This is a genomic window from Cohaesibacter marisflavi, from assembly GCF_900115225.1.
GTDB lineage: Bacteria > Pseudomonadota > Alphaproteobacteria > Rhizobiales > Cohaesibacteraceae > Cohaesibacter > Cohaesibacter marisflavi.
This window is the reverse complement of the sequence record NZ_FOVR01000012.1, coordinates 138,221-164,531: the sequence shown is the minus strand read 5'-3', so window position 1 is coordinate 164,531 and position 26,311 is coordinate 138,221. Positions and strand designations below refer to the sequence as shown.

At 50.6% G+C, this 26,311-nt stretch carries 23 protein-coding genes; 10 read left to right on the top strand and 13 right to left on the bottom strand.

All coding sequences use genetic code 11. The features are described from left to right. Positions 1 to 93: 93 nt before the first annotated feature. Positions 94 to 849, bottom strand: coding sequence for an SIR2 family NAD-dependent protein deacylase (locus tag BM258_RS19010; RefSeq protein ID WP_090074813.1), 756 nt, complete (start codon positions 847 to 849; stop codon positions 94 to 96). A gap of 55 nt (positions 850 to 904) precedes the next feature. Here BM258_RS19010 and BM258_RS19005 point away from each other — a divergent pair, with 55 nt between their 5' ends. Both BM258_RS19005 and BM258_RS19000 read left to right on the top strand, forming a co-directional pair. Then, positions 905 to 1,324: a VOC family protein gene (locus BM258_RS19005; RefSeq protein ID WP_090074812.1), complete on the top strand. Its 420-nt coding sequence runs from the start codon at positions 905 to 907 to the stop codon at positions 1,322 to 1,324. Positions 1,325 to 1,593: 269 nt separating this feature from the next. Further along, positions 1,594 to 3,378, top strand: coding sequence for a monovalent cation:proton antiporter-2 (CPA2) family protein (locus tag BM258_RS19000; RefSeq protein WP_090074811.1), 1,785 nt, complete (start codon positions 1,594 to 1,596; stop codon positions 3,376 to 3,378). Between the two features lie 47 nt (positions 3,379 to 3,425). Here the strand turns inward: BM258_RS19000 and BM258_RS18995 are convergent, their stop codons facing one another. Beyond that, complete coding sequence (locus BM258_RS18995; RefSeq protein ID WP_175528163.1) at positions 3,426 to 4,235, bottom strand: sulfurtransferase; 810 nt, start codon at positions 4,233 to 4,235, stop codon at positions 3,426 to 3,428. 170 nt (positions 4,236 to 4,405) lie between these two features. Further along, positions 4,406 to 5,029, bottom strand: a complete 624-nt coding sequence (locus BM258_RS18990) for an SRPBCC family protein (protein ID WP_139229321.1) — start codon at positions 5,027 to 5,029, stop codon at positions 4,406 to 4,408. A gap of 229 nt (positions 5,030 to 5,258) precedes the next feature. Here BM258_RS18990 and BM258_RS18985 point away from each other — a divergent pair, with 229 nt between their 5' ends. Further along, positions 5,259 to 6,950 (top strand): U32 family peptidase C-terminal domain-containing protein, encoded by a 1,692-nt coding sequence (locus BM258_RS18985; protein WP_090074808.1) that lies wholly within the window; start codon positions 5,259 to 5,261, stop codon positions 6,948 to 6,950. Positions 6,951 to 7,010: 60 nt separating this feature from the next. On the opposite strand, the gene BM258_RS18980 is transcribed toward BM258_RS18985, so the two are convergent. Then, positions 7,011 to 8,201 carry a saccharopine dehydrogenase C-terminal domain-containing protein gene (locus tag BM258_RS18980; protein ID WP_090074807.1) on the bottom strand — a complete coding sequence of 397 codons (1,191 nt, stop codon included), beginning with the start codon at positions 8,199 to 8,201 and terminating at the stop codon, positions 7,011 to 7,013. 315 nt (positions 8,202 to 8,516) lie between these two features. Continuing rightward, positions 8,517 to 9,674 carry a saccharopine dehydrogenase family protein gene (locus tag BM258_RS18975; RefSeq protein ID WP_090074806.1) on the bottom strand — a complete coding sequence of 386 codons (1,158 nt, stop codon included), beginning with the start codon at positions 9,672 to 9,674 and terminating at the stop codon, positions 8,517 to 8,519. 201 nt (positions 9,675 to 9,875) lie between these two features. On the opposite strand from BM258_RS18975, the gene BM258_RS18970 reads away from it, so the two are divergent. The 3 genes from BM258_RS18970 (at position 9,876) to BM258_RS18960 (ending at position 12,979) form a co-directional block, all read left to right on the top strand. Then, positions 9,876 to 11,546, top strand: a complete 1,671-nt coding sequence (locus tag BM258_RS18970; protein ID WP_090074805.1) for a formate--tetrahydrofolate ligase — start codon at positions 9,876 to 9,878, stop codon at positions 11,544 to 11,546. 70 nt (positions 11,547 to 11,616) lie between these two features. Continuing rightward, on the top strand, positions 11,617 to 12,531 hold the full coding sequence (gene folD, locus BM258_RS18965) for a bifunctional methylenetetrahydrofolate dehydrogenase/methenyltetrahydrofolate cyclohydrolase FolD (RefSeq protein WP_090074804.1): 915 nt from the start codon (positions 11,617 to 11,619) through the stop codon (positions 12,529 to 12,531). A 127-nt stretch (positions 12,532 to 12,658) separates the two neighbouring features. Next, positions 12,659 to 12,979, top strand: a complete 321-nt coding sequence (locus tag BM258_RS18960; protein WP_175528162.1) for a DnaJ family domain-containing protein — start codon at positions 12,659 to 12,661, stop codon at positions 12,977 to 12,979. A gap of 95 nt (positions 12,980 to 13,074) precedes the next feature. On the opposite strand, the gene BM258_RS18955 is transcribed toward BM258_RS18960, so the two are convergent. From BM258_RS18955 to BM258_RS18940, 4 genes are read right to left on the bottom strand one after another with little or no spacing between them, the layout of a single operon-like run. Continuing rightward, complete coding sequence (locus tag BM258_RS18955; RefSeq protein WP_175528161.1) at positions 13,075 to 13,671, bottom strand: sarcosine oxidase subunit gamma; 597 nt, start codon at positions 13,669 to 13,671, stop codon at positions 13,075 to 13,077. Then, positions 13,664 to 16,675, bottom strand: a complete 3,012-nt coding sequence (locus BM258_RS18950) for a sarcosine oxidase subunit alpha family protein (protein ID WP_090074801.1) — start codon at positions 16,673 to 16,675, stop codon at positions 13,664 to 13,666. The genes BM258_RS18955 and BM258_RS18950 overlap by 8 nt, the downstream gene beginning before the upstream one ends. Continuing rightward, on the bottom strand, positions 16,672 to 16,983 hold the full coding sequence (locus BM258_RS18945) for a sarcosine oxidase subunit delta (RefSeq protein ID WP_090074800.1): 312 nt from the start codon (positions 16,981 to 16,983) through the stop codon (positions 16,672 to 16,674). The genes BM258_RS18950 and BM258_RS18945 overlap by 4 nt, the downstream gene beginning before the upstream one ends. A 14-nt stretch (positions 16,984 to 16,997) precedes the next feature. Continuing rightward, complete coding sequence (locus BM258_RS18940; RefSeq protein WP_090074799.1) at positions 16,998 to 18,245, bottom strand: sarcosine oxidase subunit beta family protein; 1,248 nt, start codon at positions 18,243 to 18,245, stop codon at positions 16,998 to 17,000. Between the two features lie 1,006 nt (positions 18,246 to 19,251). On the opposite strand from BM258_RS18940, the gene BM258_RS18935 reads away from it, so the two are divergent. The 3 genes from BM258_RS18935 (at position 19,252) to BM258_RS24540 (ending at position 20,362) form a co-directional block, all read left to right on the top strand. Then, the gene (locus BM258_RS18935) at positions 19,252 to 19,461 is read left to right on the top strand and encodes a cold-shock protein (protein WP_090074798.1); all 210 of its coding nucleotides are present in this window, start codon (positions 19,252 to 19,254) and stop codon (positions 19,459 to 19,461) included. A 209-nt stretch (positions 19,462 to 19,670) separates the two neighbouring features. Next, a complete protein-coding gene (locus BM258_RS18930) occupies positions 19,671 to 20,003 on the top strand; it encodes a hypothetical protein (RefSeq protein WP_090074797.1) in 333 nt (110 codons plus the stop codon). A 182-nt stretch (positions 20,004 to 20,185) separates the two neighbouring features. After that, positions 20,186 to 20,362 (top strand): hypothetical protein, encoded by a 177-nt coding sequence (locus BM258_RS24540; RefSeq protein WP_175528160.1) that lies wholly within the window; start codon positions 20,186 to 20,188, stop codon positions 20,360 to 20,362. A gap of 217 nt (positions 20,363 to 20,579) precedes the next feature. Here the strand turns inward: BM258_RS24540 and BM258_RS18925 are convergent, their stop codons facing one another. The 4 genes from BM258_RS18925 to BM258_RS18910 form a co-directional block, all read right to left on the bottom strand. Further along, a complete protein-coding gene (locus tag BM258_RS18925; RefSeq protein ID WP_090074796.1) occupies positions 20,580 to 21,929 on the bottom strand; it encodes a family 4 glycosyl hydrolase in 1,350 nt (449 codons plus the stop codon). Positions 21,930 to 22,050: 121 nt separating this feature from the next. Continuing rightward, positions 22,051 to 23,355: a TRAP transporter large permease gene (locus BM258_RS18920; protein ID WP_090074795.1), complete on the bottom strand. Its 1,305-nt coding sequence runs from the start codon at positions 23,353 to 23,355 to the stop codon at positions 22,051 to 22,053. Beyond that, positions 23,345 to 23,803, bottom strand: coding sequence for a TRAP transporter small permease (locus tag BM258_RS18915; protein ID WP_175528159.1), 459 nt, complete (start codon positions 23,801 to 23,803; stop codon positions 23,345 to 23,347). Before BM258_RS18915 ends, BM258_RS18920 begins: the two co-directional genes overlap by 11 nt. Positions 23,804 to 23,923: 120 nt before the next feature. Further along, the gene (locus tag BM258_RS18910; RefSeq protein ID WP_090074793.1) at positions 23,924 to 24,904 is read right to left on the bottom strand and encodes a TRAP transporter substrate-binding protein; all 981 of its coding nucleotides are present in this window, start codon (positions 24,902 to 24,904) and stop codon (positions 23,924 to 23,926) included. A gap of 298 nt (positions 24,905 to 25,202) precedes the next feature. Between BM258_RS18910 and BM258_RS18905 the strand changes: the two genes are divergently transcribed. Further along, the gene (locus tag BM258_RS18905; protein WP_090074792.1) at positions 25,203 to 26,120 is read left to right on the top strand and encodes a LysR family transcriptional regulator; all 918 of its coding nucleotides are present in this window, start codon (positions 25,203 to 25,205) and stop codon (positions 26,118 to 26,120) included. The last annotated feature ends 191 nt before the right edge of the window (positions 26,121 to 26,311 follow it).

The following is a 26,311-nucleotide window of genomic DNA, read 5'->3' as shown; positions in this document are numbered from 1 at the left end:
TTGAGACTCTTTGCCCGGAACAAGCTTTTGGCAACTGCCCAAATAATGGTCCTGCAAGTGATCAAATAGTAACTGACTTCCTCAAGAATAGCGTCAGGCTATCAATTTCATGATTGAGCCTATTTCTTGTTGGGACGTCATATCGGCGAGTTCGTCAAGGGGTGTTGAATCTCTATTGATTATGACCAGCTTAGCGCCATGCTGCTTGGCAATTTGCGGGAGTCCTGCGGCTGGATAGACAACCAAGGAAGACCCGAGAACGATAAAGAGATCGCAGTCTCCGGACAGTCTCATCGCACGCATCATTTTTTCTTCCGGCATCGCCTGTCCAAAATTGATGATGGACGTTTTGACCAATCCACCGCAGTGGGGACATAGAGGAGAGTGGCCGGTTTCTTCGATGTGTCGTTTTGCTTCTGCCAGGGTCATTTCCGCGCCGCAATCAAGGCAACTGGCGACGGTTCCGTTGCCGTGAATCTCGATGACTTTATCCGGATTCTGGCCGCTTCTCTGATGCAGTCCATCAATATTCTGGGTGATCGTGCAGTCCAGTTTCCCGCGCTTTTCAAGACGCACGAGCGCTTTGTGACCCTCATTTGCTTCCGCTGCCAAAAATTCTTCATTTTGGATGAAACGTCTACGCCAGTCTTCTAGACGCGTGTCTTCATCTGCAACGAAATCATCAAACATGATCGGGTCCATCTTAGCCCATAGGCCATTGGGAGAGCGAAAGTCGGGGATGCCGCTTTCAGTGCTGATGCCTGCCCCGGTGAAGGCGACGATATGATCGGAATGGTCAATCAGTTCCAGGAGCTGTTGGGCAAGCTGTACAGGGCTATTGAAATTCATTTCATCAATCCTATAGTTAGTGGACGACTTTATTCAGCTCTAGGGAAGCATTCATATGAAATATCTCCATACGATGGTGCGAGTTAGCAGCATTGAAGAATCTCTCGATTTTTATTGCAACAAACTCGGTCTGAAAGAAGTCCGCCGTTCAGAAAATCCCGATGGGCGTTTTACGCTCATTTTCCTCTCGGTTGATGGTGAGTTGGAAAATTGCGTTGAACTGACCTACAACTGGGATCCTGAAGAATATGGCGAAGGTCGCAACTTCGGCCACCTCGCTTATGAAGTAGACAATATTTATGAATTTTGTCAAAAATTGATGGACGCCGGTGTTGTTATCAACCGTCCGCCTCGCGACGGCAATATGGCATTTGTTCGGTCTCCTGATAATATCTCTATCGAGTTGTTGCAGAAGGGTGATCCGTTGCCACCGGCCGAGCCATGGGCATCCATGAAAAATACCGGTAAATGGTAAGCCAACATCTGCGTTGACCTGTTGTCGCGTATAAATTCCAGCCTTTCCGATTGTTTCGGGAAGGCTTTTTTGTAGCCTGATAGTGGAACATATGCGCTGTCATCACATAATCGATACAACGGATGGGTGGATGGTTGTTAGCTTTCCATGCATTCGCGCGGGCACATTATATATTCACCATTTTCAGGGCTATAATGGATTAGAATCAGTATTTCTTTGTAGATTTGGTTTGCTCCAATTATCTCGGTACCGGCAACATGTAGGCGCATATGGCTAATCCCACAGAACCCCTGTTTTTCTCCGAAGCAATCGTATTTCTGGGCGCGGCTGTCGTTGCGGTTCCAATTGCAAAGAGAGCCGGAGTTGGTGCGATTATTGGCTACCTCATCGCAGGCATTGTGATTGGGCCATTTGGGTTGGGGGCAATTCAGTCCGTTGAAAAAATCCAGCCAGTGGCCGAGTTGGGCGTCGTCTTGTTGTTGTTTGTGCTCGGGTTAGAGCTCAATCCAAACCGGTTATGGCGCATGAAGAGCGATATATTCGGGCTGGGAACCAGCCAGATCCTGTTGACCGGGTTCGTTCTTTCCGGTGTCATGATTTTGCTCGGGCTTCCCAATACGGTTGCCATCATCGGCGGCTTTGGCATGGCGCTTTCATCGACGGCATTTGCTGTGCAAATTTTAAAAGATCGGGGCGATTTTTCGTCTGTCTATGGGCAGCGTGCTTTTGGTATCTTGTTGATGCAGGATATTGCCATAGTGCCCTTGTTGGCGATGGTAGATATTCTTGTATCAGGCGGCGCTACACACGCAGAAAGCTCAGCCTGGAACCAGATCGGAATCACGGTTGCTGCCGTGCTTCTAGTGATCGTCGTTGGTAAGTATCTCCTTTCCCATCTGTTCGCTATTCTGGCCAATACGCAAGCGCGCGAAATGATGCTGGCGGCGGCGTTATTGGTGGCACTTGGCAGCGCGGCGTTGATGCATTGGGCTGGATTGTCGATGGCTTTGGGGTCTTTTCTGGCTGGCATCATGCTCGCCGAATCCAGCTACCGGCACACGCTTGAAGCTGATATCTTTCCCTTCCGCTCGCTCCTGATGGGCCTCTTCTTCATGACAGTGGGCATGACACTTAATTTGCCAATCACACTAGCTTATCTCTGGCAGATTATTGTTGGCGTAATCGTGGTCATGGGGCTGAAGGGGCTGGTTTTGTGGCTTCTTGCGAAAATGACCGGCTCTCCGAACGCAGACGCCATGAGAATTGCTGTTACCCTCCCTCAAGCTGGCGAATTCACCTTTGTTCTGTTTGCTGCTGCCACCTCAACCGGTTTTGAAAGCGATCTCTTCACGGTCATGTCTGCGGTCGTCATTCTCTCCATGATCATGACGCCGCTGGTGGGCAAGGCCTATGCCGCCTATATCGCTCGTCGAACCGTCACGGGGGAACGAGAACCAGATGCTGCCCCTGAGAAATTTGACGATCATGCTCCACAGGTACTGGTGGTGGGGTTTGGGCGTTTCGGCATGGTGGTGGCCCAGATGCTCATGTCCAACGGGCTGGGCGTCGTTGCCATTGACAACAATGCGCGCCGGGCTGTTCAAGCGCGCCGGTTGGGCCTTCCCGTTTATTATGGCGATGCGACACGCGAAGATGTGCTTCGGGCTGCGGGGGCTGAAGATGCCCTGCTTATAGCGTTATGCGTTGAGAATGAACAGGTGATGGCCCATGCGATCGAGCTAATCAAGCAGTGCTTTCCCAAGGCCAAAATCTTCTGCCGTGCGACGGACAGGGCACATGCTGTGCAGCTCGCCTTAAGCGAAGTTGACTACCATATTCGAGAAACCTTCGAGAGTGGCATCACCTTCGGGCGGGAAGCTCTTGACCAGCTTGGCATCTCAACGGAGCGAATTGTTGAGATCGAAACGGAGGTCAGACAGCAGGATCTTGAACGCGTTGTTCTTGATTCCGAATCCGACGCAGCAAAGAATAGCGAGAAACTAAAAGAAACGACCGCGCCCGACAAATCAAAGAAAAAGAGTGCTGTCGGCTGAAGGAGCGAGCGCTTGGCATATGCTCTGCTCGCTCATTTCTTTACAGCTTATTTGGGAATGGCAATTGGGTAGTCGGGATATTTTGTCCATTCGGCCATAGAGCCGTCATATAGACGCACATCCTTGTTACCTAGCAATTCATGCGAGACGAACCAACCCAATGAGGCTCTGTGGCCAGAATTGCAAAAAGCGATCTGGGGGCCGCTCATAGGAATATTGCGGTCGGTAAAGATCTTTTTGATTTCCGGCAGAGACAGAAACTGTCCACCCTTAATCGGTTCTACAAGCTTGTCAAAGGGGAGGTTTTTTGAGTTCGGAATGGTCCCGGGCCGTGCGCCCCCTACCTTGCCATAAAATTCGCCCTCGGAGCGATAGTCGACGAAGGATGTGCCTTTTTTCCATTCTGCCAATATTTCTGCGGCCTCAGGCGCCTTGGAGAGATCGGCCATAGCCTCATAATCAACCCGATTGACCGGTACAGGCTGTTTCGACCAATTCGCTTCGGGTAGTTCGCTATAGGCAATCAGGCCGCCATCAAGAATGGAAATTTCTTTATGCCCTAAAATCTTGAAAGTCCAATAGACTCTGGTTGCTATGGCCATTTCATTTGCATTGACGCCGATTGGCGCCAGAATGACATGGGTGTCCTTGGATATACCCAGAGAACCGATCAGTTCAATGAGATAGCGCGTGTCGGGCAACGACATGCCTTTTTTGGGCTTGGGTTGTCGCCATTTATTGAAATCGGTGTTGACGGCCCCGAGAATATGAACGCGGGCATATCCTTCTGCGGGTTGCAGATCCAGTATGGTGATGTTTTCATCAGCATAATGAGTTTGCAACCATTGGGGCGACACAAGTGGGGTCGCGGCTTGAGCGACGCCGGTAATTGTAGAAAAAACAATCCCCGCGCAGACAGAGAGCGCTGCGCGAAGGTAAATGGATGGATCTTTAATATGGCATTTCAAATTCATCGAGACGCAAGCCTTCTGTTGAACTTAAACTGACATATTAAATAGCACTTTCCTCAGTAGAAGACCAAGAGGAGAATAATGACGATTGCCAGTGCAATAAACGCCCACATTTGCGGGCCGCCCAGAAAGCCCTTTACTGCCGCTTCTTCAGCTTCCGCCTCGAGTTCTTCAACCGGGTTTTTTGCCTCGTGAAGAACGTCTTCAAACTCGGGTTTATCATTGCTCATGTCATTTCCCTCCAGTTGATCAAATTCGGCTACAAAGCGCGAAAAATAGTCCGACACGATTGCCTTGCTGACGGTGGGGTCATTTTTGACCAGCTTGCCATTCAGTGTCGTATGCAGAGTGCTGTTTAACTCAAGGACCGTCATTTCCCCCTCTTCTTCAGTGAGGGTGATTTTATGACCGCCCTTTGGCAATAAAGCTGCAGGATCTGTTCCTTGCCAATCTACTTCAAGATAGGGACTATATTCCCCCGCATCAACGAAGTGATACAGATAATGGATGATTTTTCCATCCAAGACGGAGCTATTTATGGTCGCAAGAAGTGTATTTGAGTCCAGTTGTTCAACGTCAATACAATTAGGAAGGAGTCTTTTTAAAGTTACGGGCGACTTAAGACATCTCTTTATTCTTTTGTAATTTGCTGGAAGTCTATATTCACTCTTAAACTGCATGGGGGTGCCTTATTTCGTGTCGTGCGCCTATTGCTATTTGAATGCTGGTTTGGCATGTGGCAGCTATTTCGTTCCTTCGATCATAACATGCGGGATCCGTATTTTTAACTAATATGTTGGCCCGGTACAAATTCGTGTTCGTCATGAACGAGAAAATACCTACTTTGTGACTGGAAAGAGCCGCTTTTGTTTGATATCAAACACGCCTTATCCCGAATAGGAGTTATCTATGAGCGTGTCCGAGACATCCACTCTTGCGACAAGGGTCAAGAGGCCTGAACGAAGCGAACTACTGATGCCTGCAGGTAATCTAGAAAAGCTGAAGATGGCGGTGCTTTATGGCGCTGATGCGATCTATATGGGCACGCCAGACATGAGTCTCAGAACCAAGTCCCAGATGACGCTGGAAGATGTGGTTGAGGGGATCGAGTTCGCCCATGCACATGGCAAGCGGGTTTATCTAACGCTCAATCTGTTTTCTCACAACAAGGACATCGACAAGCTGCCGCAATATGTCGAGACAGTGCGCAAGGTGAAGCCGGATGGGCTAATCGTTGCCGATCCGGGTGTCTTCATGTTCGTCAAGGCGCAAGCGCCCGAGTTGGAATTGCATGTCTCAACGCAGGCAAATGTTTGTTCGTGGCAATCGGTTAAATTCTGGGAAAGCCAGGGAGCCAGCCTCGTTGTTATGGGGCGTGAGGTTTCTTATCCGGAGCTCGCCGAAGTGCGGGAGAAATGCCCTGATCTGAAGCTTGAGGCCTTTGTGCATGGCTCCATGTGCATGACCTATTCCGGCCGCTGCCTGTTGTCGAACTTCATGGCTGAGCGCGGCGCCAATCAGGGCTCATGTGCCAACAGCTGCCGCTGGAAATATAAGGTGCATATGAAGTTGCGCGATGGCACTGTGCGCGAACTGAAGCTGAGCGAAGAAAATCTGGAACTGTTCGACTTCTTCCTAGAGGAAGAGCAGCGCCCCGGAGAATTGATGCAGATTGTCGAGGATGAGCGCGGTTCTTACATCCTCAATAGCCGTGATCTTTGCATCATGCCCAAGCTGCCAGACTATCTTTCTATTGGCGTTGATAGCCTCAAGGTCGAAGGGCGCGGCAAAAGCCCCTATTATGTGGCCCTTGTTGCGCGCGCCTATCGAATGGCGATTGATGATTGGTATGAAGACCCGGACAACTGGGATCCTGAAGCCTATATGGAAGAGCTGGCTACGGTTCCGAACCGCGGTTACACGCTTGCCTTCCATGAAGGGCGCTTGACCAACTATGCGCATGGCTATGAAGAAACCTCGACCTTTGCAGAGTGGGAATTTGCGGGCATGGTCAAGGAAGTGCGCGATGATGCCTTTGTTGTTCTGGTCAAGAATAAGCTCGAAGCCGGTGATGTTTTCGAGTTTGTCTCCCCTCACCTTCGTTCGCCCATTCCGATCCGCCTTTATGAATTTGAGGATGCCAAGAATGGCAAGATAAAGGATGTGGTCAATCCGGGCACCAATCCTGAAATCCGCATTCCCTTCTCGCTGTTTGATCACGAAGATCCTGGCTTGCTGGCCCAGCATGTGCCCGTTATGACCGTCGTACGCAAGGAACGCGCCTTGACGCCGGCGCAGTGGGCGCGACTGAAGCATGATGCTGAAGCCCATGAACTTGAGCTAGGTACCGGCGATGAAGGTCTCTACGGCCGCAAGAATGTGAAGCTTCAAGACGCTCTGGATGCAGACCAGACAAAGCGCTCAACCAAGAGCCCGCGCCTTGGCACAGAAGGCTGCTGTGGTCGTGGCTGTAATGGCTGCACCATCTTCTGGAATGATCCGAAATATGAGAAGGCGCGTACGCTGCTTGCCAAAAATGAACAAGGCAAACTGCTGACCAAGCAACAGGCGCAGCAAGAAGTTATCAAGAAGGTTTCATAACAAATAAAAAGGGAGGGTTTGGCATCCTCCCTCCTTTATATGCAATTGGAATGTTTGCTTTTATTCAGCCGCAATAATACGGGATTGGACGCAGTAATCCGTGTGGTGCACGACATCACCCAGCTCGGAAATGGTTTCGAGCCATTCGCGAATGACAGCGGGATCTGAGGGGGCGGCCTGTACGCCGGGTTTCAATTTGCCCTTAAAGGCGGCTTCCGTCGCCAGACTGACGGTGTTGGCGACAAGACGCGCCATGGCGCTGGCATGTCTGGTTCCGACGCTATCCATACTTTTGGCCTTGTGCCAGATTGTGATGCCGTTTCGCATAACTTTTAATTCAACCGTCAGCACGACGCGATCAAATTCGCCATCTTCATACCGATAGTCTGCCCAGAGCTTGTCGCTTAGAGGGCCAAGCTCGGCATCCACCTTGTCCGCTTCTGTTGTTTCAATGGTATTGAAAATATCTTTCCATGCTTCGGCCCAACCATTCAGGCGCAAAGTACCGCGCACGAAACGCTTCATGGTCCAGTCTTCCGAGATGCCATAGTGCGGCATGAAGACAACCGAGTTGCGGTTTGGGTAGGACTGGAATGTTTCCATGCCCTCAGCAAGGGCCACATCATAGGATTTTACAGCGTCCCATGGTTTGGCGATGTCGATTTCCTTGCCTTCAACGATGGCTTTGGCTGGGTTTTTCAGCGCCTTGAGGACGCCAAGGGGCGACCAACTGAATTTGTAAGTAAAGTCGTTGGCAATGGTTGGAAAACCACCACAATAGGATTGGTAGTCGTGCTCGTTGTCGGGCGAGAATTGCGGACTGGCTTTATAGTCTTCAATGAGCAAATGAGAGAGTAAATGGTCAATGCCGGGGTCGAGCCCCACTTCATTGATGAAGATAAGTCCCTTTTCTTTCGCTTCCGCATCAAGCTCGACCATCTCCGGGCTGATATATGATGAGGAAACAAAGTTTGCCCCCTTCTCAAGGCATAGCTTGGCGATGTTGAGATGCATGGAGGCGGGCAACATGGAAACGACAATGTCGCCCACTGCAATTGCCTTTGCCAACTCGTCGTTGTCGGCTGTATGCAGCGTTACGTTGCCGGTAAGGCCTTTTGTTGCTGCCTTGGCTTTTTCAAGATCCTGCTCCCAAAGATTGACGGGGTAGTCTTTGGCGACAAGTCTGCGGATGCCGGGAACGGAGGCCAGTCCGGCGCCGAGCCAGTGAATTTTCTTGAGTGGTTCGCTCATTGATAACGCTCCAGAGGAAGGGTGTTAGGCAGCTTCTGACTGTCTTTTGTCTGAGCTTTGCGCTTCCTGGTGGGGCGTTCAAGTGGCTTTGTCGGTTACTTTGGCAAAATGACGGGCATTTTCGTCAATCTGTTTGTGCTAATGACGCAAATGGACAGAATGCCAATGAATTGGGCATGCCTAATAATTAATCTCTGTGCATTAGTCTTTCGTTTTATGCTTATCCCTAATGGAGCGAAATAAAATATGTTCTTGCGAGTCAAAAAGGCCCGACAGATGCCGGACCTTTGATGCAATGGCTAAATGATGCGCTTATCAGGACACATGTTCGGTCAGGTGGAACTCATCCCCATGCGCCTTGATTTCTTCAAACCAGCGATGGATCGTTGTAGGATCTGACGGTGCTGCGGATACGCCCGCAGGGAGAGAGCCTTCCAAAACAGTTTCAACCGCGAGGCTAACAGTAATGGAGACGAGCCGCGCCATGGCTGAGAATTCTTTGCTGCCTTTGGAATCAAGGGCATAGTCTTTGTGCCAGACAACCTTGCCATCTTTGCTGGCCTTCAGGTCAACAACCAGAACAACCCTGTCCGGTTCGCCCTCATCATAAGCATAGTCCGTCCAGAGCTGCTCGCTCATGGCCGCCAGTTTTGCATCGCCATCCGGACCTGCCAATTCATTTTCAACGAAATGGAAAATATCGGCCCACGCATCTGACCAGCCATCAAGGCGCAAGGTGCCGCGTACGAAGGTGTGGACGTTCCAATCGCTGCCCATGCCATAGGCTTGCATGAAGGGCAAGGAGTTGCGGTTTGGATAGGACTGAAAGACTTCTGCGCCACCTGGCAGATTGGCAGAATAGTCTGAAATCGCATCCCATGGTTTCTGTGTGTTGACTTCCTTGCCGCCCATGATGGCTTTTGCCGGGCTTTTGAGAGCCTTGAGAACCCCAAGGGGAGACCAGCTGAATTTATAGCGGAAGTCGTTGGCAACAGCTGGGAAGCCGCCGCAGAAGGACCGGAATTCGTGGCTATTGGCCGGATCGTAAGCGTCGCTTGCCTTGTAATCGCTCATAAGGAGATGGGCTAGCAAATGGTCAAGACCGGGGTCGAGGCCCACTTCGTTGACGAAGGTCAGCCCCTTGGCCTTTGCTTTTTCGTCCAATGCAGCCATTTCCGGACTGACATAGGAAGACGAAACAAAATGAGCGTCTTTCTCAAGGCAAAGTTCGGCAATTTGTAAGTGCATCGTGGCAGGCAGCATGGAAACAGCGACATCTCCGGGCTTCAATTCTGCACTGAGAGCATCAAGGGTGAATTCCTTGACATCGAATGAGCCGCTCAATCCTTGCGTTGCTGCCTCTGCTTTGGAGAGGGTACGGTTCCAAAGTGTGATTTCTCGATTTTTGGAAATAAGGCGGCGGATACCCGGCACGGAAGAAAGCCCCGCACCAAGCCAATGAATATGTGACATACTACTGTTTCCCTCGTATTTTGTTTCCCTTTGGTATACCAGTATTTTTGTCACCTGCAAGGCGTGACTGCCTGACTTGTCGAAAGAATGGCATTTGTTACAGGGGTAGCTTGATTTTTGCCTGTTGTTCGCAATACATCATCTTAACAGAACCAAAACCAGAGCATTCCACTGTCCGATTAAAAGTGAGACCCGCTATCGATGCAAAGTGATATAGACATTGCCCGCGCCGCCACACTGAAACCAATCGCCCAGATAGGCGAACACCTTTCTATTCCCGCAGAACAGCTAATCCCCTTCGGACATGACAAAGCCAAGCTCTCGCAAGACTGCATGGACGCACTGGCAGATCGCCCCAATGGCAAGCTTATTCTGGTGACGGCCATAAGTCCTACTCCCGCGGGGGAAGGCAAGACAACCACCACAGTTGGGTTGGGTGATGCGCTCAATGCGATTGGCAAGAAGGCAAGCGTCTGTATTCGCGAAGCCTCGCTGGGGCCCTGTTTTGGCGTTAAGGGTGGCGCAGCTGGTGGCGGCATGGCGCAGGTTGTTCCGATGGAAGAAATGAACCTGCATTTCACGGGTGATTTTCATGCGGTAACAGCGGCGCACAATCTGCTCGCCGCGATGGTCGACAATCATATCTACTGGGGCAATGACCTCGATATTGATGTACGGCGGATCAAATGGCGTCGCGTTGTTGACTTGAATGACCGATCCTTACGGCAGATCACGACAGGGCTTGGCGGTGTCGCTAACGGATTTCCTTCAGAATCAGGGTTTGATATCACCGTTGCCTCAGAGGTGATGGCCATTCTTTGTCTGGCAGAAAACCATAAGGATTTGCAGCGCCGTTTGGGCGACATTATTGTTGGCTATCGAAGAGACCGTACACCTGTTTCTTGCCGAGATATCGGCGCCGACGGGGCCATGACGGTTTTGCTCAAACAGGCCATTCTGCCTAATCTGGTGCAGACGCTGGAGAATAATCCTGCCTTTGTGCATGGCGGCCCTTTCGCTAATATTGCTCATGGCTGCAATTCGGTGCTTTCCACCAAGGCTGCACTCAAGCTTTCCGATTATGTGGTGACGGAAGCTGGCTTTGGAGCAGATCTTGGAGCGGAGAAATTCTTCAACATCAAGTGCCGCAAAGCAGGTGTCGCGCCTGATGCTGCCGTGATTGTGGCAACTATCAGGGCGCTCAAGATGAATGGTGGCGTAGCCAAGGCCGACTTGGGCACCCCGGATGAGGATGCCGTTTTGGCTGGATGTGCGAACCTTGGTCGCCACATCGAAAATGTCAAAAAGTTCGACGTTCCTGTCGTTGTTGCTATTAATCATTTCACCTCGGACACCGTAGAAGAAACCGCCGTGGTGCAGCGTTATGTTGAGAGCATGGGGTGCAAGGCCATTCTGTGTACGCACTGGGCGGATGGCTCCAAAGGGGCTGTGGCGTTGGCCGAAGCCGTTGTAGCCATGACAGAGCAGGAAAAGCCGCAATTCAAGTTGCTTTATCGGGATTCCATGTCGTTCGTGACAAAAATCGAGATTGTGGCCAAGGAGATTTATGGCGCAAAGGGTGTTCTTATCAATCAGAAGATCCGCCAGCAACTGGAGCAATGGGAAGCGGAGGGCTATGGCGAGCTGCCTGTTTGTATGGCCAAAACCCAATATAGCTTTTCAACGGACCCGACGCTCCTGGGGGCACCAAGTGATTTTGACGTCCCTGTCAGAGAAGTCCGTCTTTCTGCCGGGGCCGGTTTCATCGTCGTGATTTGCGGGGAAATCATGACAATGCCAGGACTGCCGCGCAAACCGGCGGCCCTGTCTATCCACCTTAATGAAAAAGGCGACATTGAAGGCTTGTTCTAAGGAGTCTATAGCTGTTGGCAACTTATTGCCGCATGAGCATGGAATCACACGTCTTGAAAGAGAGAAGCACATGACCGCAACACGCATTGATGGCAAGGCGATTGCCGCAGCGCTGAGAGAAAAAATTGCCGTTGAGGGCAAAAAACTGATCGATGAGACTGGCGTCGTACCAGGCATTGCGGTGGTCATTGTTGGTGAAGACCCTGCCAGCAAGGTTTATGTCGCGTCCAAAGGCAAAGCTGCCAATGAATGCCATTTCAAATCGGTGGAACATGCTCTGCCAGCAGATACTTCAGAAGACACACTCTTGTCTCTTGTAGGCGAGTTGAATGAAGATGATAGCATTCATGGCATTCTCGTTCAGCTCCCCCTGCCCGATCATATTGATGAATCCAAGGTGCTGGAATTGATCCGCCCTGACAAGGATGTTGACGGGTTCCATCCAATCAATGTGGGACTGCTCACTGCAGGTGCCAAAGACAAGGCCATGGTGCCCTGCACGCCAGCGGGGTCGCTTATTCTGGCCAAGAGATCTCTGGGCGATCTTTCCGGCAAATCCGCCGTGGTGGTCGGGCGCTCCAACATTGTAGGCAAACCGATGGCGGCTCTTTTGCTGGCAGAAAGCTGCACGGTGACCATCGCGCATAGCCGGACAAAGGATTTGCCAAGCGTTGTGAAGGCTGCGGATATTGTTGTTGCTGCGGTTGGTCGCCCCCAAATGATCAAGGGCGACTGGATCAAGGATGGTGCGTGTGTCATCGACGTGGGGATCAACCGCATCCCCGCTCCCGAACGTGGAGAAGGCAAAACGCGGCTTGTTGGCGATGTTGATTATGATGGCGCTGCAGAGCATGCGGGTTTCATAACGCCGGTTCCGGGTGGCGTTGGTCCGATGACCATTGCGTTGCTGATGGCCAATACACTCACCTCCGCACGGCGTGCCGCTGGCTTGGAAGACCTTGACTATGCAGCGCTTCTTGGCTGATGCGCTCGGACTGTGAGGCGGTTTGGTCTGGCTCATCAAAGAGCCGTCCACATAACCTTCTACTCATTGAAGTGTCATGAATTTGATCTTATCTTTAAAGGGCCGGAACGGTCTGATGGAGTAAATGATGCCTAACAAAGACGTCACTGAATATCTTATTGCGAAAGTGAAATCGGAAGGTTTGCTTGAAGGTTATAAGCGTGCACGCAAACCCAAGCCACCTCAACAGAGTGACGATACCTTCCTGAAGGCTGGCTATCGCATTTTGGAAGAAACTGGCGCCATGCCGCGCGAAATCGAACTGAAGAAGGCCATCGCCGAAGAGTTCGAAAAGTTGAGCGAAGCCAAGACTGACGAGGAAAAAGAAGAGCATTTCCGCAGATTGGCTGAACTGCAAATGGTGCTTGGCGTAGAGCAGGATGCCCGTCGCAAATTCTATACCGAATGATCTTTATGCATCATATGAAATGAAAGAACCCGCCCTGTTTCAAGGCGGGTTTTCTTTTGGCTCACTAATGCTAAACTATTCTATTTATTCATTTTTTAGGCTACGTTATATTCCAACGCAGCATCCAGAAGATAGTCCGAGACATAGTCGGAAAAGGAATTTCTGACAAGAATAGCATAGTGATCACGCGTTGCCCTTTGCCATATTGTGACATCGCATCGCGCATATAGGCTATTGACGCAGTGCCCCTTTCTCCATTTATTGGAATAGAAATCAATTGAGCAGCCCTTGCTTAGCACATCGCGAGAGGATGGCCCCGCAAGGGACAGCATGACTTTGCTATTTGAGATATCAACCAAAGCACAGTGATACTCTGCGAGAGCCAAAGCCATCTCCGGCAGAGGCTTTAAAGAATCTGTTTCATTGGCAATGATCAGCCACTCATCAGGTCCCATCCAGAGAGCGGCAACTTCGCCTTTCTCCTGACTGCTGCATGGCTTGACTGGAAGGGGCGACCCGATCAGATTTTTGACTGCCGCCAGAAACGATTTGTCCGCACTATCGCCGCGCAACGTGATCAAATTAGGCTCACTTTCAAGCGAAAGAGTAACGGCTTGGCCGGAGCCGTTTTTGAGTAGATCTCGTTTGGCATATAAAGGGGATTGAGCTGAAAGGTGCTGCAAGTTATCCATCCCGATGGGCTCCTTCAATGTCATAGAAAATCGGGTCGACAATCGTCACCTTGTGCCAGTTACCCAATGAGAAGCTGTGTAGCTGCTCGCCCTTCCGGCCAAGACCACCTTGAATGAGAGCAAGCGCGATGGAATGACCCAGATGCTCACTCCAGTAACTGGATGTGACATGCCCCACCATGGGAATTGGTGTTGGCGCGTCGGGATTTTCAACGATCTGCGCCCCCTCTTCCAGAACAAATTCCGGGCTTTCTGTCATCAATCCCACGAGCTGCTTGCGATCACTGCGCACAGTGTCCGGTCTGGCGTGAGATCGCATGCCGATGAAATCCGGTTTGTTTGTGGAGACAATCCAGTTGAGCCCGAGGTCTTGCGGTGTCTGCGATCCATCAGTGTCTTGCCCAACCAGGATATAGCCTTTTTCGGCCCGCAAGATATGCATGGCCTCGGTGCCATATGGCGTTATATCCCATTCCTGTCCAACGTTGGCCACATGGCTCCAAAGAGCAAGTCCATATCGTGCCGGGATATTGATTTCATAGGCCAGTTCTCCAGTGAACGAGATCCGGAATATGCGGGCCATCACGCCGCCGATCTGGACTTCTTTGTGCGTGAGGAACGGGAAGGCTTTTGCGCTCCAATCTTCGTCAGCGTTGAGCCGCTCCATGACATCCCGCGCTTTGGGGCCATTGATGGCAATGGTTGCCCATTCTTCCGTAATAGAAGTGCAGTAGACCTTGAGATCAGGCCACTCTGTTTCCAAATAGTCTTCCATATGGCTCAAGACATGTGCTGCACCAGCAGTCGTTGTCGTGGTGACGAAATGCGTGTCATCAAGGCATGTGATGACGCCATCATCCAACACCATGCCATCTTCTCCGCACATGATGCCATAGCGACAATTCCCGGGCTTCAGGTTCGTGACGGAGTTTGTGTAAAGCCGATTGATGAACTCGCGTGCATCCGGCCCTTGAATATCGATTTTCCCCAAAGTCGAAACGTCGAGCATACCGACGCCCTTGCGTACCGCCTTGCATTCTCGCCTGACCGCTGCGTCCATGTCTTCGCCTGCTCTGGCATAGTACCAAGGGCGGTTCCATTGACCGACATTTTCAAATAGTGCTCCGGCCTTCACATGCGCTTCATGCATCGGGGTTGTGCGCACGGGGTCCGTCAGGGGGCCAACAAAGCGTCCGGCGACTGCCCCGAATGAAACTGGCGTATAAGGCGGACGGAAGGTCGTGGTGCCCGTTTCTTCAATGGAAGATGCGGTTTGCCTAGCCAATATAGCCAAGGCGTTGATGTTGCCGGTTTTGCCCTGATCCGTTCCGAAACCACTTAAGGTATAGCGCTTCATATGCTCAACGGAGTCAAAGCCCTCTCGCTTGGCAAGGGCAATGTCTGCGGCAGTCGTGTCATTTTGAAAATCAACGAACTGTTTGAGTTTCCCTTGATCCGCCGGATTTTGTGCGGGGACCTGCCAGCAGGCCTCGGACACACCGGTGTCAGGTTCCTCAACCGCATAACGGCGGGCCGTTTTTCTTGTAGGTTTACCGTAGGCCGTTGCTGCTTTGATGCTCTCACGGCTGCCCGCACGCAGCGCCTCGTTCAAGCTGAAGTCACCATTGGCCGCTCCAATGACGGAGCATTCTTTCTGGCCGTATATATCCGGCACAAATGCGCATATTTCTGCGTCATAGCGCAGTTTGCCAGAAGCCTGACTAAAGAGATGAACAGCCGGACTCCAACCGCCAGACATCATCAGAATGTCGGCCTCAAACCGCTCCTCCTTGCCGGTGATCGCATGACCGTTCCATGGTGCAGCATTGACCCCCTTGAAGCGATTGACACCAAGTGTCGCGGTTACAACATGGCCAGACAATAAACGCGTTCCGGTAGCGAACAGCTCTTCAACCAGTGGGCCCTGAGGTTCCTGCCGTGGGTCGATGACGGCAACAAGATCGCCACCAGCCTTTTTGAAATCCAGCGCGGCCTCATAAGCCGCGTCATTGTTGGCAAACAGGATGGCGCTTTTGCCCGGAAGAACAGCGAAGCGATTGACATAGCTTTGAACCGCGCCTGCGAGCATGATGCCCGGCCGATCATTGTCTGAAAAGACCAGAGGCCTTTCATGGGAGCCTGTGGCCAGAATGACCTTGTCAGCGCGAATGTGCCATAGGCGCTCTCTCACATTGGCTGGGGTGGATGCCTCTCCCTTGTGATCAAGACGTCTTTCAATGGCAATGATATAATTCTGGTCGAAATAGCCAATCGCAGTGGTGTTCGGCAAAAGAAGCGCAGTGTCACAGGTTTCCAACTCTGAAGTGACGCCAGAAACCCAATCCATTCCACTTATCTTGTCGATGGTTCGGTTTTGAGAAAGCAGAGAGCCTCCAAATTCGGGCAAAGCATCAACCAGAGCCACCCGTGCCCCGGAAAGTGCGGCGTCTCTGGCGGCTGCCAATCCTGCTGGCCCCGCTCCGACCACCATCAGGTCAACATGTCTGTGCATATGGTCATAGACATCGGGATCCGGATCGCTCGGCGCTTTGCCCAATCCTGCGGATCTGCGGATGATTGGTTCAAACACCTTCTGCCATAGCGTGCTTGAGCCGAACATTGTCTTGTAATAGAAGCCGGCGCTCATCAAACGTTGGGCTATGCCACTTAATCGTCTTGCATCATATCGCAAAGAAGGCCATGCGTTGACCGACGCGGCAATGAGCCCCGGATGCAAATAGGTTTCCGTCGCTTTGGGGTTTGGTTCGCTGCGGTTGGACACATTGATTTGCATTATTGCGTTGGGTTCTTCAGGCCCAGCGGTCATGATGCCGCGCGGTCGGGCATATTTCATGGAGCGAGCAACAAGATGGATATCGTTGGCGAGCAATGCGGACGCCAGCGTATCACCCTCATATCCCAGATAGTAGGTGCCATTGAAGCGAAGCCGGATCGGAACGTCGCGATTGATCCGCCCGCTAGAGGGCAGTCGATTGACACTCATTTCGCGCCTCCTTTCCGGCTCTCTTTTTTAAGTTCCGCAATAGACGGTTTCTCAAGGGCCGTGTAGGAGCCGATGATTGTGTGATTGCTCGTGTCGCGCAAAAGATTGAACCATCGGCGACACCCATGGACATGGAACCAGCGTTCGCGCATGAGCCCCTTTTTGTTGGGGCGGCCAAAGAGATAGGCTCCCCACGCTTCGTCTGAAACCTCGGAGGGGGAGTCAGGGCGTTCAATATGAGCCTCACCGCCATAGGAAAACTCGGTTTCGTCACGGTCACCGCAATAGGGACATTTGATTTTCAACATATGCTCAGTTCCCTCTAATGCGCGACGCCAGCGGCGCCATGTTCATCAATCAAGTGACCTGTCGAAAACCGATCGAGCGTGAAGGCTGCGTTCAACGCGTGCGGCGCTTCATTGGCGATGGTGTGTGCGAAAACAAAACCGGATCCGGGTATGGCCTTGAACCCTCCGGTGCCCCAGCCTGCGTTGAGATAAAGATTCTTAACTGGCGTAGTTGAGATGATCGGGCAAGCGTCTGGAGTTGTATCGACGATACCACCCCACATGCGCATCAGTTTTAGACGCGAGAAGATTGGAAAGAGTTCCAGTAGGGCAGAAATCTGAAGCTCCACCACATGGAACGAGCCCCGTTGAGCATAGGATTGGTAAGCATCAATGCCTGCTCCCAGAACAAGCTCGCCTTTGTCTGATTGGCTCACATAGACATGGACAGCGTTCGACATGACGACTGTATCGAGCACGGGCTTGATTGGCTCGGAAACCATGGCTTGCAAGGGATGACTGGTAATAGGCACAGCAAAGCCAGCCATTTCTGCTAGAACCGAAGAGTGCCCAGCGGTGCAAATACCGATCTTGTGAGCCGTTATGGTGCCGCGATTGGTTTCAACTCCAGTTACGCGGTCGCCTTGCCTGGTAATGCCTGTGACTTCGCAATTCTGGATGATATCAACGCCGCGCATATCGGCTGCGCGCGCGTAGCCCCAGGCAACGGCATCGTGGCGCGCCGTACCTGCCCGTTTTTGTAGGGATGCCCCAAGAACCGGATAACGGGCCTTCTTGTCTGTGCGAATGATCGGGCAGAAGGCCCTCACCGCTTCTGCATCGAGCCATTCTGCATCGATACCATTGAGCTTATTGGCATTTACCCGTCGCTTTGTGTCTCTAACATCCTGCAGGCTATGGGCCAGATTGAGAACGCCTCTTTGGCTAAGCATGATGTTGTAATTGAGATCTTTGGAAAGCCCCTCATAAAGTTGCAGCGATTTTTCATATAGATGGGCGGCATCATCCCAAAGATAATTGGAGCGTACGATGGTTGTGTTGCGTCCGGTATTTCCTCCGCCGATCCACCCCTTTTCCAAAACCGCAACTTTTCGAACGCCATGGTTTTTTGCCAAATAGTAGGCAGTAGCAAGACCATGCCCTCCTCCACCAATAATGATGACATCATAGTGGTTTTTTGGAGTTGGGCTCCGCCATTGCCTCGGCCAATCCTGATGGTAGGTCATGGCGTTGTGAGCGAGAGATGCGAATGAAAAGCGCATTGAATTGCCTCAATGGTGATTGCTGGTCAGCTGCATAGTCCTATTGAATCAGTTTTTTCCCTTAATGGTATGGAAGCCGACCATAGCGTCGAAATCAACCCAGACGAGATAATGCTTTTGTGCGTTTCTAGGGTGTTAGGTGCATTGAAACTAATTTCACGACTGATTTAGAGTTAGTATTTATTACCCTTATTTATTTTTAGGGTAAGTTTTTAATCCTCATGGGTCTCAATCAGAGCTTCAAGCAAACGACATTTCTTCGGAGCCATGTTAATTGCCGGGCAACCAAACGGGGCACGACTGCTAATGGGCTAACACTGTCGCGTGTCTCACGCGACCATGTGCTTGATTAATCGCATTGCGATAGCGGAATATTGACCGGACGGCTACGAATATCTGCTACATGAATTAGAATATCTGGCTGTCTATCATGACGTGCAAGGAAGGAGGTATTTATAGTCATTATGGGCGAAAAACGTCGCTATTGTGCCGATTTTCAAGACTATCCGCGATGAGGTTGAGCATTACTTGGATATGGAAATATATATATTGTATTTACCATTTTTCTTCTTCCATTGCGGCGTGTTTTGTCCGATGCATTGCTCCTGATTGATTTTCGAGCAAATTGGGAATTTTTGTGGCAAATATTTCGTCATTGACCGCAGTTTTAGCGATTTAAATTATAAATTCGTTTAAATAACTTTCATTGAAATCACTTTTCAAAACGGCACACATGACGTTTTTGTAAGTAATTTCATGATTTTAGATGAAAATATTTTAGATTAGAATTGGTATTTGTAACATTAATGTGAAATTTCCAAACAGACGTAAATCTAATCTTTGAGTTTTGATTTTTGTGATGTAATCTTTAAGCGTTGGTTTTTCTGAAGCGTTTGGTTTGCCGCGCGCGTAAGCGGCTACTCAGGGCCTCACGAAGAAGATGACTACCCCATGGTGTACATGAGGTACCCATGGACAAGACCCTTAAGTCAAAAGGAAATTTGAAATGGCAACCGGAACTGTTAAGTGGTTCAACCCAACCAAGGGCTATGGCTTCATTGAGCCAGCTGAAGGTGGAAAAGATGCGTTCGTTCACATCTCTGCGGTTGAACGTTCCGGCCTAACAACCCTTACCGAAGGTCAGAAGGTTGAATATGAAATGGTTGAAGGTCGCAACGGCAAAGAAAATGCCGATAGTCTAAAAGTGCTTGGCTAAAGCGATCTAACAGTCCATTGAAGGCTTAAACAATCTTGAGACCCTGGTGCCAGCATCGGGGTTTTTTGCTGTCCATATTTTTGTGGCATGTGTCTCTTTTGTCTATTTATTTTTCTCTTCCTCTTGCAGAAATTTGATCTTATTCCTACCTAGTCTATAGTGAGTCCGTACCAATCAACGGGCTCGGTTAAGGAAGTGTCTTCACGCACATGTCACGCCAACTGCGAAGCATTCTTGTTATCATGCTTTTGTTGTTCGGGCTTTATGCCGGGACAGGTAAGACATTTGCGCTTGATCACAAGCAGCCGGTGTCTTGTAGCGAAGCGACCAAGATTTCCGCCTCTGACGGCACGCAATTAATCGGCTGCGGTGAAGAACAGCAGTATCAAACCTGTTCTTCAGATGGTTCGTTTTCTTTTTTCCTGATTAAAAGCGACCTTGATACGCACAACGGGCCTTTTCATATCATCCCCTACTCTATTGTAGAGATAGATCTTAGGGGAGCGACCATTCCGCCTGATACCCCTCCTCCCATATCCTGAAGTGATGAGAATTTTTGTTCGTGTTTAGCCCACTCTTTTCAGGAGTGGCGCCAATCGCGATTGCAGTGATCGTTTATCTCGCAGCAAAGCTTAGTAGAGTATTGTGCGCTCTTGTTGACGCGCAGAAGCTCCTTAGACGGCGTTGTAAAAGGCATTTCTCATTGTCTGACAGAGGACAAATTATGGGCACACCAAACAAACATGCGACCATTATGGGTGAGCGTATGAAACCGGAATTGTCGGAACAGGATGAACTGACGCAGTTTCTGCGCAAGGCATCCAGTTTGGGGTTTTCGGGAAAGGAAATAGATCAGCTCAAGGCTCGATACGGGGCGCACATTGATATTGAATTGCGATAATCGGCCAGCGCCAATTCTCGGCATAGACCCTTGAGGCTTGGCTCTAGGGCTATTTTGAAGGCGGCCTCGCCCGCAATTATATCCTTTACCCGCATTTACAGTAAGCTGCTACTCAGCAGCTTACGCGGGACTTGACTGCACATATAAAAACGCTGACGCGGTCTTGTGAACCACGCCAGCGTCAATCTTTATAAGCTCAAAATCTTGCGCTTGCGCCTTAGTCTTTGAGGTTCTCTAGAGCAGTCCAGAGCTCTTCGAACAGGGCTTCGCAGTCGCGTGGAGAGTTGGCGACCAGCGGATCAATCATGAAGCCACTGAAGATCTTCTCCTTGTCATTTTCCATGACACCTTCCAGCACAAGGCCCTGCACCGTCAGGTTCCGGCTCACGAGGGACTGCACAGCAGCAGGCAGAATGCCGCAAGATACGGTTTCGATCTTGTTTTCGCTGACCAGACCGTAGCTTTCCACGATGCTGCCCAAAGGAGCAAAGTTGTTCTGCCCCGTGTTCGGCATGTTCACCTGTGTACGGCAAGGCTTGTCGGCAGCACCGCTGAGCGCCTCAATCATCAAGACACCTTCTTCGCCCGAAGGTTTGAGGTCGGATTCAAGGAATTCCTGGCGGGCTTCGTCCTGCGATGCCTGGCGTTTGACGCGCCATTCGTATGGCGTGAGAACAACGCCCCAGCTATTCAGCTCTTCACCGCTCTTGATATACCATGGAATGAACTCTGCCAGATGGCGGTCCCCCGCTGCTCCAAGTACGCCAAAGCGCTTGAACAGATCCTTGGCAATCTCGAAGTCGGAGTCAAACCAAAGCTCTTCCTTGGTGCGGTTTGCAGCATTGGCTTTCAGGGTATCAACATCAAGAGGCTTCATGGCCGACTTGAATTCTTCGAAGATGTCTTTGCCGTTCCACTGTGCGCCTGTTGCGAAGGTGAAGTGGTTCACGCCAGCAATGTCGAGTTTGATGTCATGACGTGCTGGAAGCGGCACATCATAATGCTCGCTTACCCACTTGCAGAGCATTTCCTGCGTGTGGAACACTTCGTGGCAGCAACCAACGGCCTTGATGTTCGGCTGTGCGGCTACGAGAGCCGCGGTGCACCATGCCATAGGGTTGGTGTAGTTGATGACCCATGCATCAGGGCAAACGTCCATGATGTGATTGGCGAAATCAGCCATGACCGGAATAGACCGAATGGCGCGAGCGATGCCGCCAGGGCCCGTCGTGTCACCAACGCTTTGGTAGATGCCATATTTTTCAGGGATCTTGAGGTCTATGAAACGGTTTTCGGTCGGGCCAGGTTCAATGGAAATAACGACAAAATCCGCACCAGCCAGTGCGCGGTCGAGATCGGCCTCGACCTCAACTTCGAATTTTCCGGTTGCTTCCGGGCGGGAGAAAATGTGCTTGCTGACTTCTTTGTTCTTTTCAGCAGCTTCATTGTTGATGTCATACAGAACGAGACTGCCGCTAAGGGTTTTGGAAAGAGCGAGGTCGGCCATGAGGTGCAGAGCCCACTGCTGACTGCCTCCTCCGATATATGCGATTTTTACGTTTTTCATAAGCTAGGCTTTCGAGTTTGTAATCATGTGAATGAGTTAAACTGAGATGCGGCCAGCACCGTAGACCCTGGTCGCCAAAATTGGCGGCCAAGAGCCATTTTCAGTGACGAGGAACCTGTGATCAGAGCCCGATAAGGCGTGGCAGGAACAGCGTCAGGGACGGAACGTAGGTAACAAGCAACAGCACACCGAATAGAACCGCGAAGACCGGGAGAAGGAACGGAATGATCTTTTCGATCTTCGTATCTCCCACTGCCGCACCTACGAAGAGCACGCAGCCAACAGGCGGAGTGATGTTCCCGATACCGAGGTTGAAAATCATCATTACGCCGAAGTGGATCGGATCCATCCCGAACATGCCGGTACAGATTGGCATCAGGATCGGTGTGAAAATAAGGATCGCTGGTGTGGCGTCCATGAAGGTGCCCAGAATGAGCAAGGAGATGTTGATGATCAGCAGCAGAACGATACGGTTATCGGTCAGTTGCAGAAGCGTTTCGCCGATCATCTGCGGGATCTGGGCATAAGCCATGATCCAGCTCATCAAGCTCGAAACGGCCACCAAAAAGAGAATAACGCCGGTTGTAAGGGCGGTATCGCTCAAGGTTTTCAGCAGCATTTTGCCACTGATGGTTCTGTAGTAGAAAGAAAGCAAAAGGCTGTAGACAACAGCAACCGCAGCACCTTCCGTAGCGGTGAACACGCCACCAACAATGCCGCCCATCACGATGACAATCAGCATCAGGGCTGGTACTGCGTCCCAGAAGACCTTCAGTTTCTGACCGAACGTGCGGTCGGATTTCTCGGTTGGCAGGTTGTGCTTCTTTGCCATGAAGTAGGCTACGATCATCACGGCTACACCCCACAGGATGCCGGGAATCCAGCCGCCCATGAACAAGCCAGCGACAGAGACGCCACCACTGACGATCGAGAACAGGATCAGCAGCCCGCTCGGCGGAATAAGCATGCCGACGGGGCCGGATGCAATGTTGATCGCAGCGGAGAAAGCCGGGTTATAGCCCTTTTCCTTCTGAATCGGGGCCATAGTGCCGCCGATAGCTGCTGTGCAGGCCATGCCAGAACCGGACAATGTACCAAACAGCATGTTGCCCATAACGTTGGCGTGCGCCAGCGCACCTGGCATGCGGCCACCAAACATAAGAGCAAGATCAATCAGCTTCCTGGCAATGCCGCCATGGTTCATGATGTTGCCGGCAAGCATGAAGAAGGGAACTGCCAGCATCCCAAAGCTGTTGATGCCGCCGAACATCTTCTGGGCGCCCTGAAAGGCCACCATATCAAAGGGCAGAATTACGAGGATCGCCGCCAGAGAACTCAGGCCGATACCGATTGCAATCGGAATGCCGGAGAACATGAAGACCAGAAACAACGGCAACAGGATCATAATGACGAGATTAGTATCCATTCGAACCGCTCCTTATATCTTTAACGACCTCAACAAAATTTTGGGTTTTGAGCAGGACTGAAAGGAATCCCGAGAAGGGAATAATCATATACACCCAGTTCATAGGTAGGTTCATGCTGTCCGAATACTGACCCTCACCTATGAGGACCAATGCGATGCCGCCCTTGATCATGACGATCAGGCAAAACACCAAAACACATGCGAAGCTGAAGACTTCAAACATGATTCGGGTCCGCCCCTTGAACATGTCCTTGAAAAGTCCAAGTGACATGTGGCGATCAGTGATACCAAAGGCGAGAGCAGCCCCCAGATACACCAACCAGATCATCGTGAACCGCATGGCTTCGTCCGTAAATTGGGGCGGAGCATTGAGAATGTAGCGTGCGAAGACCTGCCAGGATGCCATCACAACGAGCAGGACCAGAAAGACCGTGATCAGAGACAACACAGCCTTTTCCAAATAATTCCGAAATTTCACCATGAAGGTTTGTGCCTTAATTAGAGGAGAAAGGCAGTGTTTCCGGCTTTAGCCGGAAACACATCATACGAGGGTTAGATACCGCTCACCTTACTCTTGAGCTGCTTCAATGCGAGATACGATCTCGGCAGCTTCTTCATTGTTGGCGCGCAGCTCGTCATAGAGCGGCATAACGCGCGCTTTGAAGGGGTCCAGATCAACATCCTTGAAGGTTACACCCTGCTCTTTGGACTGCTCGATCGCCTTCGCAACTTTTTCTTCTTCAAGAACAGCAACACGCTTGGTATAGTTTTCCGCTTCTTCCTTGAAGATTGCTTTCTGCTCGTCGTTTAGCTTGTCCCAGGTTTTGGTGCTGATGATCAGCACGTCCGGGATGGTGAAGTGACGATCGAAGGAGAAGTGACGAATGACTTCGACGAACTTGCCGTCGATCAGAGAGGTCGGGCTCCCTTCAGCGCCATCCACGATGCCCTGCTGCAGAGCTGTGTAAACTTCACCCCAAGGCACAGGCGTTGCCGTTGCTCCGAGCATTTCGACAGCCTGTGTCATTGAACGACTGTTCGGCACACGGATTTTCAAGCCTTCCAGATCAGCCGGGCTGTTGATTTCCTTGTCTACGGTGTAGAAGCTACGAGCCCCTGCAGTATTCCAAGCAAGGCCCATGAAACCGGAATCCGGATGAGAGTGGAACACATCATCTTTGACTGCGTTCATGGCTTTTTCAACGCCAGCTGCATCTTTAAAGAGATACGGCAGCAGGAAAGCACTGTAGACCGGGTTGAATTTTTCCAGATCCGTTGGTGCAGTCCGCACCATATCCAGAATACCCATGCGCAGCTGGTTGATCATTTCGGATTCGGTACCGAGCACGCCTGCGCCAAATACCTGCACCTCGACGTCACCACCGGTGCGCTCTTCAATTGCAGAGCTGAACTCATTCAGTGCGACAACAGTTGAGTGATTGTTGTTGTGAGAATCCGACACTTTGAGTGTAAGAGCAGATGCAGAAGAGCTAAGAGCCCCGAATGCGATTGAAGCAACCAGAAGTGTTCCGATCTTTCCAAGTCTCATGACTTTCTCCCTTTCGAAACGAGAATTTTAAACTTGAGACAAAGAAAGTATTTTTACGTATTATCCGGCATGACTACTTTTTGAAGCCTCCACCATGGTCGGATAACTGTGTGTTATAGTGCAATCACTCGCAAAAATACCCTCTTTTTGCATATGACAATTTCAGGTTTACTGGAATTGACAAATGGCTTGACGCGAATATAGATTTCTCGAGGCTTTAAATCCAATACAAAAAAACGGCTCTAATATAAATGAATTTTATAGCTGAGAGCGCCGTTTATTCGGGAGAAATCGGAAAATGGATCGCACGCTAGAGCAATTTCTTGAAGTCGCAGACGCAGGGTCTTTTGCTGCGGCGTCCAGTAAGTTATTGATATCTCAACCTGCTTTGACCTATAACATCAAGAAGCTTGAAGAAAAAATGAAGGTAAAACTGTTCAAGCGGTCCTCTCGCGGTGTGCGTCTGACCACTTATGGTGAGACTCTCTATAAAAGTGCGCATCTTATGCGCCGGATTTATGCAAATGCTATAGACAATATTGATCAACTTCGTGAAGAACGCGAGCATGGTATAAGTATTGGTACGGGGTATTCTACCTGGACGCAATTCTTCAAAGATTATTTAATCAAGCATCATCAGGCTTTTCCAAAGGTTTCTATCAATGTCAGTGTCGGGAACATGATGGCCTGTATGGACCATCTGCTCGCCGGTGATATTTCATTGTTCGTCGGGCATATTATCCCAGACTTCAATAAACGTAGCGAAGTAGAATTCATACCTCTTGGCATGGCTGCCGATGCCTATTATGTCCGGCCTGAGCACCCCCTGCTTGCGGAACCGCGTCATCGCGAAGAGATCACCCAATGGCCAACATGTATCGCTGTTCAACCCGAAGACCGACAACTCGGCCAACGTGCAGATGCAAATGAGCCTCGGTCTGACTGGTTTGGCCACACCTTCATGTCAAATTCCATGACGGCTTGTGTTGATATGGTGCTGGAAACCGACATGGTGCTGGTTCATTCGACACAGCTGAATAGTTTTCTTAGCAGTAAGGGGCTTGTTCAAGTTGAAATGGCTCCAGATGAGGAAATCCCTCGCTGGCTCATGGGGATCTATGTTTTGCTCGAGAGAAAATCCGATCCGAGGATTGTTGAAGTTATCGAAGCGATTCAGGCCTTTGCGCCGAATTTCGGGTTCGAGCCGGAAGAATAGCTCTGCACATGTTTGATGGTTTTATCGTTGCTTTAAACGGTAGTATCGGAGTGCGTCTTGGTGTTCTTTGCACTAAGCCTTCCCTTGCGTTTGCGCTGTCTGCTCAGGCGCTTTGGGCATTTGTCTGTTCTGTCGTCGATATTTGCGGAAGTTATTGAGTTATTCTTACAAATTTGTAAGAAATTTGCCCA

Coding starts and splice junctions, on each gene's coding strand:
- BM258_RS19010 (WP_090074813.1), bottom strand. CDS start 849: ATGAATTTCAATAGCCCTGTACAGCTTGCCCAACAGCTCCTGGAACTG.
- BM258_RS19005 (WP_090074812.1), top strand. CDS start 905: ATGAAATATCTCCATACGATGGTGCGAGTTAGCAGCATTGAAGAATCT.
- BM258_RS19000 (WP_090074811.1), top strand. CDS start 1,594: ATGGCTAATCCCACAGAACCCCTGTTTTTCTCCGAAGCAATCGTATTT.
- BM258_RS18990 (WP_139229321.1), bottom strand. CDS start 5,029: ATGCAGTTTAAGAGTGAATATAGACTTCCAGCAAATTACAAAAGAATA.
- BM258_RS18985 (WP_090074808.1), top strand. CDS start 5,259: ATGAGCGTGTCCGAGACATCCACTCTTGCGACAAGGGTCAAGAGGCCT.
- BM258_RS18980 (WP_090074807.1), bottom strand. CDS start 8,201: ATGAGCGAACCACTCAAGAAAATTCACTGGCTCGGCGCCGGACTGGCC.
- BM258_RS18975 (WP_090074806.1), bottom strand. CDS start 9,674: ATGTCACATATTCATTGGCTTGGTGCGGGGCTTTCTTCCGTGCCGGGT.
- BM258_RS18970 (WP_090074805.1), top strand. CDS start 9,876: ATGCAAAGTGATATAGACATTGCCCGCGCCGCCACACTGAAACCAATC.
- folD (WP_090074804.1), top strand. CDS start 11,617: ATGACCGCAACACGCATTGATGGCAAGGCGATTGCCGCAGCGCTGAGA.
- BM258_RS18960 (WP_175528162.1), top strand. CDS start 12,659: ATGCCTAACAAAGACGTCACTGAATATCTTATTGCGAAAGTGAAATCG.
- BM258_RS18955 (WP_175528161.1), bottom strand. CDS start 13,671: ATGGATAACTTGCAGCACCTTTCAGCTCAATCCCCTTTATATGCCAAA.
- BM258_RS18950 (WP_090074801.1), bottom strand. CDS start 16,675: ATGAGTGTCAATCGACTGCCCTCTAGCGGGCGGATCAATCGCGACGTT.
- BM258_RS18945 (WP_090074800.1), bottom strand. CDS start 16,983: ATGTTGAAAATCAAATGTCCCTATTGCGGTGACCGTGACGAAACCGAG.
- BM258_RS18940 (WP_090074799.1), bottom strand. CDS start 18,245: ATGCGCTTTTCATTCGCATCTCTCGCTCACAACGCCATGACCTACCAT.
- BM258_RS18935 (WP_090074798.1), top strand. CDS start 19,252: ATGGCAACCGGAACTGTTAAGTGGTTCAACCCAACCAAGGGCTATGGC.
- BM258_RS18930 (WP_090074797.1), top strand. CDS start 19,671: ATGTCACGCCAACTGCGAAGCATTCTTGTTATCATGCTTTTGTTGTTC.
- BM258_RS24540 (WP_175528160.1), top strand. CDS start 20,186: ATGGGCACACCAAACAAACATGCGACCATTATGGGTGAGCGTATGAAA.
- BM258_RS18925 (WP_090074796.1), bottom strand. CDS start 21,929: ATGAAAAACGTAAAAATCGCATATATCGGAGGAGGCAGTCAGCAGTGG.
- BM258_RS18920 (WP_090074795.1), bottom strand. CDS start 23,355: ATGGATACTAATCTCGTCATTATGATCCTGTTGCCGTTGTTTCTGGTC.
- BM258_RS18910 (WP_090074793.1), bottom strand. CDS start 24,904: ATGAGACTTGGAAAGATCGGAACACTTCTGGTTGCTTCAATCGCATTC.
- BM258_RS18905 (WP_090074792.1), top strand. CDS start 25,203: ATGGATCGCACGCTAGAGCAATTTCTTGAAGTCGCAGACGCAGGGTCT.